This is a genomic window from Blautia sp. Marseille-P3087 (genome assembly GCF_900120195.1).
Classification (GTDB): Bacteria; Bacillota; Clostridia; order Lachnospirales; family Lachnospiraceae; genus Blautia_A.
Genome location: NZ_LT635539.1, coordinates 2,367,236 through 2,374,010, shown reverse-complemented (window position 1 = coordinate 2,374,010; position 6,775 = coordinate 2,367,236). Strand labels below are relative to the sequence as shown.

The 6,775-nt window shown below is 44.3% G+C and carries 2 protein-coding genes and 1 pseudogene; 1 reads left to right on the top strand and 2 read right to left on the bottom strand.

Annotated elements, in window-relative coordinates; translation table 11 throughout:
* Positions 1-1,572: pseudogene (locus tag BQ7344_RS16195) on the top strand (hypothetical protein); the annotation flags it as partial.
* Positions 1,573-1,648: 76 nt separating this feature from the next.
* Here BQ7344_RS16195 and BQ7344_RS11300 read toward each other — a convergent pair.
* Both BQ7344_RS11300 and BQ7344_RS11295 read right to left on the bottom strand, forming a co-directional pair.
* On the bottom strand, positions 1,649-3,673 hold the full coding sequence (locus tag BQ7344_RS11300) for a beta-galactosidase (protein WP_072522627.1): 2,025 nt from the start codon (positions 3,671-3,673) through the stop codon (positions 1,649-1,651).
* Between the two features lie 11 nt (positions 3,674-3,684).
* On the bottom strand, positions 3,685-6,729 hold the full coding sequence (locus BQ7344_RS11295; protein WP_072522626.1) for a beta-galactosidase, LacZ type: 3,045 nt from the start codon (positions 6,727-6,729) through the stop codon (positions 3,685-3,687).
* Between the last annotated feature and the right edge of the window lie 46 nt (positions 6,730-6,775).

Here is a 6,775-nt window from a genome sequence, read left to right as displayed (position 1 = left end):
ATTAAAGCAACTGGTCATAATCTTGAAAAGGTAGAAAAGAAAGACGCCGGCTGCATAGAAGATGGACACGAAACATATTGGAAGTGTAACACCTGCAAAAAGCTTTTCTCAGACGCAGCCGGAACCGCGGAAATCAGCAATCCGACAGCAATTAAAGCAACCGGTCATAATCTTGAAAAGGTAGAAAAGAAAGACGCCGGCTGCACAAAAGATGGATACGAAGCCTACTGGAGATGCCAGACCTGCAAAAAGCTTTTCTCAGACGCAGCAGGAACCGCGGAAATCAGCAATCCGACAGCAATTAAAGCAACTGGTCATAATCTTGAAAAGGTAGAAAAGAAAGACGCCGGCTGCATAGAAGATGGACACGAAACATATTGGAAGTGTAACACCTGCAAAAAGCTTTTCTCAGACGCAGCCGGAACCGCGGAAATCAGCAATCCGACAGCAATTAAAGCAACCGGTCATAATCTTGAAAAGGTAGAAAAGAAAGATGCCGGCTGCACAAAAGATGGATACGAAGCCTACTGGAGATGCCAGACCTGCAAAAAGCTTTTCTCAGACGCAGCAGGAACCGCGGAAATCAGCAATCCGACAGCGATTAAAGCAACTGGCCATAATCTTGAAAAGGTAGAAAAGAAAGATGCCGGCTGCACAAAAGATGGATACGAAGCCTACTGGAGATGCCAGACCTGCAAAAAGCTTTTCTCAGACGCAGCCGGAACTGCGGAAATCAGCAATCCGACAGCGATTAAAGCAACTGGTCATAATCTTGAAAAGGTAGAAAAGAAAGATGCCGGCTGCATAGAAGATGGACACGAAACATATTGGAAGTGTAACACCTGCAAAAAGCTTTTCTCAGACGCAGCCGGAACCGCGGAAATCAGCAATCCGACAGCAATTAAAGCAACCGGTCATAATCTTGAAAAGGTAGAAAAGAAAGACGCCGGCTGCACAAAAGATGGATACGAAGCCTACTGGAGATGCCAGACCTGCAAAAAGCTTTTCTCAGACGCAGCCGGAACCGCGGAAATCAGCAATCCGACAGCAATTAAAGCAACTGGTCATAATCTTGAAAAGGTAGAAAAGAAAGACGCCGGCTGCACTGAAGATGGATATGAAGCCTACTGGAAATGCCAGACCTGCAAAAAGCTTTTCTCAGACGCAGCAGGAACCGTGGAAATCAGCAATCCGACAGCGATTAAAGCAACCGGACATAATCTGAAAAAGGTAGAGAAGAAGGATGCTACTGCTACAGAGGAAGGAAACAGCACATACTGGTTCTGCGATAAATGTAATAAGTATTTTAGTGATGCAAAAGCAGAAACTGAAATAAAAAAGGAAGACACAGTGCTTGCAAAACTTTCTACAGTAAACAAAAAGGAAACAGAGGCATCTTCAGCAAAGACAGCTAACGCAACAAAGGTGACCAGTACAACGGATAAAACGACAAAGTCCTCTCCAAAAACTGGTGACAGTACAGATGTGCAGTTATATATGATTCTTATGCTCGTTTCAATAGGTGCTGCTGCAGGAGCTGGCGCTAAGAGAAAGCTTAAGACCCAGCGGTAATGACTTTAAAGCATTAAATTTAAAATAACTTCTATATAACGAAGGGGACTGCCTCGACAGTCCCCCTGTTTTTGTTTTATTTTCTTTTCTTCAAAATCCTTGTCTGAAGCGGCGCCATGACTTCGCTTTCAGTTCCGTAGAGCAGTTCATATTCTGCCGGAACAGCAACGGTCTGTGGCTTACGCGCGTAGTTCTGGATAAAGAGATATTCTGTGTCATCACTTTCTCTGACTGTTACTGAAACACCTTCCGGAATGAATTCGACCGGGGATTTCAGTCCGGCTTCTGCTGCTACTTTGCCATAGAAATCCTGATAGAATCCAAGTTCCATATCAGCGCATACATAGTATACATGGCCTTTGCCGAATGCTTTGTGTGTCAGTACCGGATATCCCTGATAGAAGTCTTCTCCGTAGCGCATCAACACTTCCGCATCGGAAACCTCGACCAGTTCACAGAGGTTTTTGCAGGTATATACGTTGCTGATTCCAAGGTGACTTCCCGCCTCTGGAATCGCATGGTTTTCTTCCCAGTCATACAGCGCATCGATTTCTGTGCTGCGGATTCCGGCTGCATCCATCAGGCCATACGGAGTTCCGCCGAGGAAACATCTGTCAGTACCGTCAACCAGCCCTGACCAGTAGGAAAGTACCAGCGTTCCGCCGTTTTCTACATAGGCACGGAGTTTTTCTTCGTAGCCGTCCCTGAACATATATGCCATCGGAGCTGCCAGAACTTTGTAGTCTGCAAGGTCATGTTCCATCGCGATAATATCTACATTCAATCCCTGTTCTCTCAGCGCGCGGTAGTTCTTCTGCACATTTTCACGATAATGCATATCTTCATTTCTCGGTCCCTGCACATCCGCAATTGCCCAGTCATTTTCACGATCATAGAGCACGGCTGCCTGTGATCTCATAGTTGTTCCAACCGTCTCCTGAATCTGTTCCAGAACTTCTCCAACCTCTGTCACTTCGCGGAAAACACGGGTATCATCTTTGCCGTAATGATCGATCACTGCACCGTGGAACTTTTCGGAAGCCCCCTGACTCTGGCGGAGCTGGAAGTACAGAACACTGTCAGAACCGTGAGCAACTGCCTGCAGCGATCCTGCCAGAAGCATTCCCGGTTTCTTAAGTTTATTGATCGGTTTCCAGTTGGTTGCAGACGGACAGGATTCCATCAGAAGGAACGGTGCTTTCTTGATACTGCGCATCAGGTCATGTTGCATTGCCACATCAACAGCTGTAACATATTCTTCTTTTTTGTGCCATCCCGGATAGTTATCCCAGGAGACAATATCGAGAACATCTTTGAATTTCTTATAATCCAGGCCGTCATAATCATACATCAGGTTTGCCGTTACAGGCAGTTCTGAACCGCCCTCACGGATTGCATCTACTTCATTTTTGATAAAGTCAATCGTCTGGTCTGTCACAAAACGTTTCCAGTCAAGTTTCAGAGCATGAAGTTCATTTTCACCTTTTGTGGACGGACTTTCAATCTGATCAAAACTGTTGTAGATATGACTCCAGAATGTGGTACACCAGCGTTTGTTGAGGTTTTCAATCGTGCCGTATTTCTCTTTCAGCCACTCTCTGAACTTCGCCTGACACAGTGGGCAGTGGCATTCACCGCCAAATTCATTGGAAATATGCCACAGCATAACTGCCGGATGTTTGCCGAATCTTTCAGCTAACTTCTTATCGATCGCATGGACCTTTTCTCTGTATACCGGAGAGGTGAAGCAGTGGTTATGTCTGCCGCCGAAGAATCTTCTTGTTCTGTCCGGGTCCATACGAAGGACTTCTTCGTATTTGTCTGCCATCCATTTTGGTCTTGCACCTGACGGGGTTGCAAGGATAGTATAGATTCCCTCTTTATAAAGATTATTGATGATTTCTTCAAGCCAGTCGAAGTTGTATTTTCCTTCTTCCGGTTCAAGAACAGCCCATGAAAAAATTCCTACAGACACTGTGTTGATATGTGCTTTCTTGAAATATTCGATGTCTTTCTGAAGAATATCCGGGCGGTCAAGCCACTGTTCCGGATTATAATCTCCACCATGAAGATAACGTCCGTATTTAATCTGTTTAGCCATTTTTTCTCCTCTTAAAGTCCTTTAAATACAAAAGAAAATTCCATTTTTTTGTCGGTCTTCAGCAAATATTCTTCATGTGTACGAGCTCCCCAGCTGTCGTCACCGCCGATTCCCATCTGACCTTTTGCAGCACGTACAACGGTGTAATGAACCTCTGGAAGTTCGTATGGGTGCATTGCATTTTCCATCTCATGTGGAGTATATGGAAGTGCGGAAAACATCATCGGTCCGTTGTTTTCATCCATCTCAAAGAGCATTCCTCTACCCTTACGGTCAGTTACTTTTGCCCAGCGAACTTCTTCTTTTGCACCACATTCCTGCGGAACCATATATCTTGCCATGTTATCTGCAACTTTGTTTGCATAGATACCAAGTTTTGCACCTTTTTTACGGTCAGAATAGGTTTCTGTCTTACCAAGTCCATACCATTCTACGCGGTCGTAATCTGCATTAAATTTGAAGATTACACCAAATTCCGGCATATCTCCGAGTTCTTTAACCGGCTCATAAATAAGCGTTGTTTTTACTCTTCCATCTCCGAACACTTCGTAGGAAAGTTTGCATTCACTGGTCGGTGTAGTCGGCATAAGGTATGTATAAGTTACTTTTACAGTCTTCTCATTCACTTCTACTTCCGGTACATTTCCCGAACCATACGGTCCCTGCCGAAAGTCCTTGTGACTTAAGTACATGCTGGCAATTTTCCACTGACCATAGCGCATTCCCATAAGATTTCCACAGTCGTTGTCAGTTGGTGCACGCCAGAAATTTGGTTTCGGAATCGCCTCGATCATCTCTTTTCCGGCATATTTATAAGATGTCAGTCCACCATTTAGTACGGAGAAAAGCACTTCAAAATGGGCACCTCTGACACCGATATTGTGTGTGCTGCGAATCACTTCCACCCCTTCAGGGCATGCCTTTTTCGGTACTTCTACCTTGTATACATACTGTCCGAAAGCAACTTCATGTCCTGCTTTTGCCCACACTTTATCCTCTTTCAGATGGAATGAAACGGTTACTGCATATTCGCCTGGTTTCTCTTCTTTTGCAAGAGGAAGTGCATAAACTTCTTCACTTAACGGAGCAACTGCTGTCGCAAGAGACGCTTTACGGATCACTTTACCATCCTTCGCAACCGTAACCTTGCAGTCAAAAATATCTGTATTTACAAACAGGTTCTTGTTGATGACTTTTACGCTGTCTGCGCTGACTTCTGCAGTGATGTTCTGGTAATTAAATTTCACTTCCTGCATCTTCGGAGAAGCATCTCTGTTTCCACCATATGCAATACCATTTCCGCTGAAATTATAGTCTGTCGGACGTTCTCCGAAGTCACCGCCGTATGCCTGGAATTCTTTTCCGTAACGGTCTTTTTTGTAGATAGACTGGTCAATATAGTCCCAGATAAATCCTCCCTGATACTTCGGCTCTGTATCTGTCAGATCTGTATATTTGTGCATTGCACCGCAGGAATTTCCCATTGCATGTGTATATTCACAGCAGACAAACGGTTTGGAATCGTCCTTTGCAAGGAACTCTTTGATTGCTTCTACAGACGGATACATCTGGCTTTCCATGTCACTGGTGTCATTGTATCTGCGATCATGGCAGACTCCTTCATAGTGAACCAGACGGGTCGGGTCTGCCTTATGGAAGAACTGTGACATTTCAAAGATATCCTTTCCTCCGAAGGACTCATTTCCACAGGACCAGATAAGGATTGCCGCATGATTCTTGTCTCTCTGATACATGGAGTTTGCACGGTCAAGCATCATATCCAGCCATTCTGGTTTATCGTGCGGCACAACGTAAGTGTAGTCTTTTGTAAACTCTGCGATATCCCAGGAACCGTGAGATTCCAGATTTGTCTCATCGATCATATAGATTCCGTACTCATCGCAGAGTTCATAGATCAAAGATGCATCCGGATAATGACAGGTACGGATCGCGTTGATATTGTTCTGTTTCATGATCTTAAGATCTTTGCGAAGCTCTTCTTCGGACACATGTCTTCCGCTTACTGAGCTGAATTCATGACGGTTGACGCCCTTGAATACGATACGTTTTCCGTTCAGTGTCATAATGCCGTCTTTCATCTCGAATCGTCTGAAGCCAACTTTCTGTGGAATCACTTCCTGAAGTTCACCGGACTCGTTATATATCTCCATTGTCAGATCATAAAGCTGTGGATCTTCTGCACTCCAGAGTACCGGATTTTCTACTTTCCATGCGTAGATTTCTTCGCCATCCAGTGCTTTTTTGTCTTCAATTACAGTCTCTCCATCTTTAGAAAGTGTAATTTTTACTTCACCTTTACCCCATGTATTTGTTCTGATCTCAAGTGCTGCTGCACTTAAAGTTTCATCCGGAATTGCACGGATCTGAAGGTCATAAACATGGGCTTCCGGTACTGTATAAAGATAAACATCTCTGTAGATTCCGGAGAAACGGAAGAAGTCCTGATCTTCGCACCAGCTGCTTGCTGTCCATTTGAATACCTGTGCTGCAAGTTTGTTTTCACCTTCTTTTACATACTCGGTCAGTTCAAATTCTGACGGTGTAAAGGAGTCCTCACTGTATCCGACAAAATGTCCGTTGAGCCATAATGCAATGCCGCTCTCTGCTCCCTGGAAGGAGATAAAAAGACGTTTTCCCTGCATTTCCTCCGGCACTTCAAAGTATTTTACATAGCTTGCAACCGGATTAAAATGCTCCGGAATCTCACCCGGATGAATGTCCTCATGACCTTCCCACGGATACTGTACGTTGGCATACTGCGGTACATCATATCCTTCCATCTGGATATGTGCAGGTACACGGATATCATCCCAGTCTTTGCAGCAATATTCTGTTTTTTCAAATCCCGGAATCACACTTCCATAGTTACGGGCATAGTGGAATTTCCAGATTCCGTTGAGATCATAACGGAAGGAAGTTTCTTTTTCCTGAACTTCCTCCCCATCTCTGTAATATGTATGGTCAGAATGTGCATCCATTCTTCCGTCTTTGAAATACTGCGGATCTTTTACTAAAGAATAATCAAAAGTTTTCATTCTTATCCTCCTGTTGTTAGATTTTGCCAAAAAAGGATGCTGCATA

Coding starts and splice junctions, on each gene's coding strand:
- BQ7344_RS11295 (WP_072522626.1), bottom strand. CDS start 6,729: ATGAAAACTTTTGATTATTCTTTAGTAAAAGATCCGCAGTATTTCAAA.
- BQ7344_RS11300 (WP_072522627.1), bottom strand. CDS start 3,673: ATGGCTAAACAGATTAAATACGGACGTTATCTTCATGGTGGAGATTAT.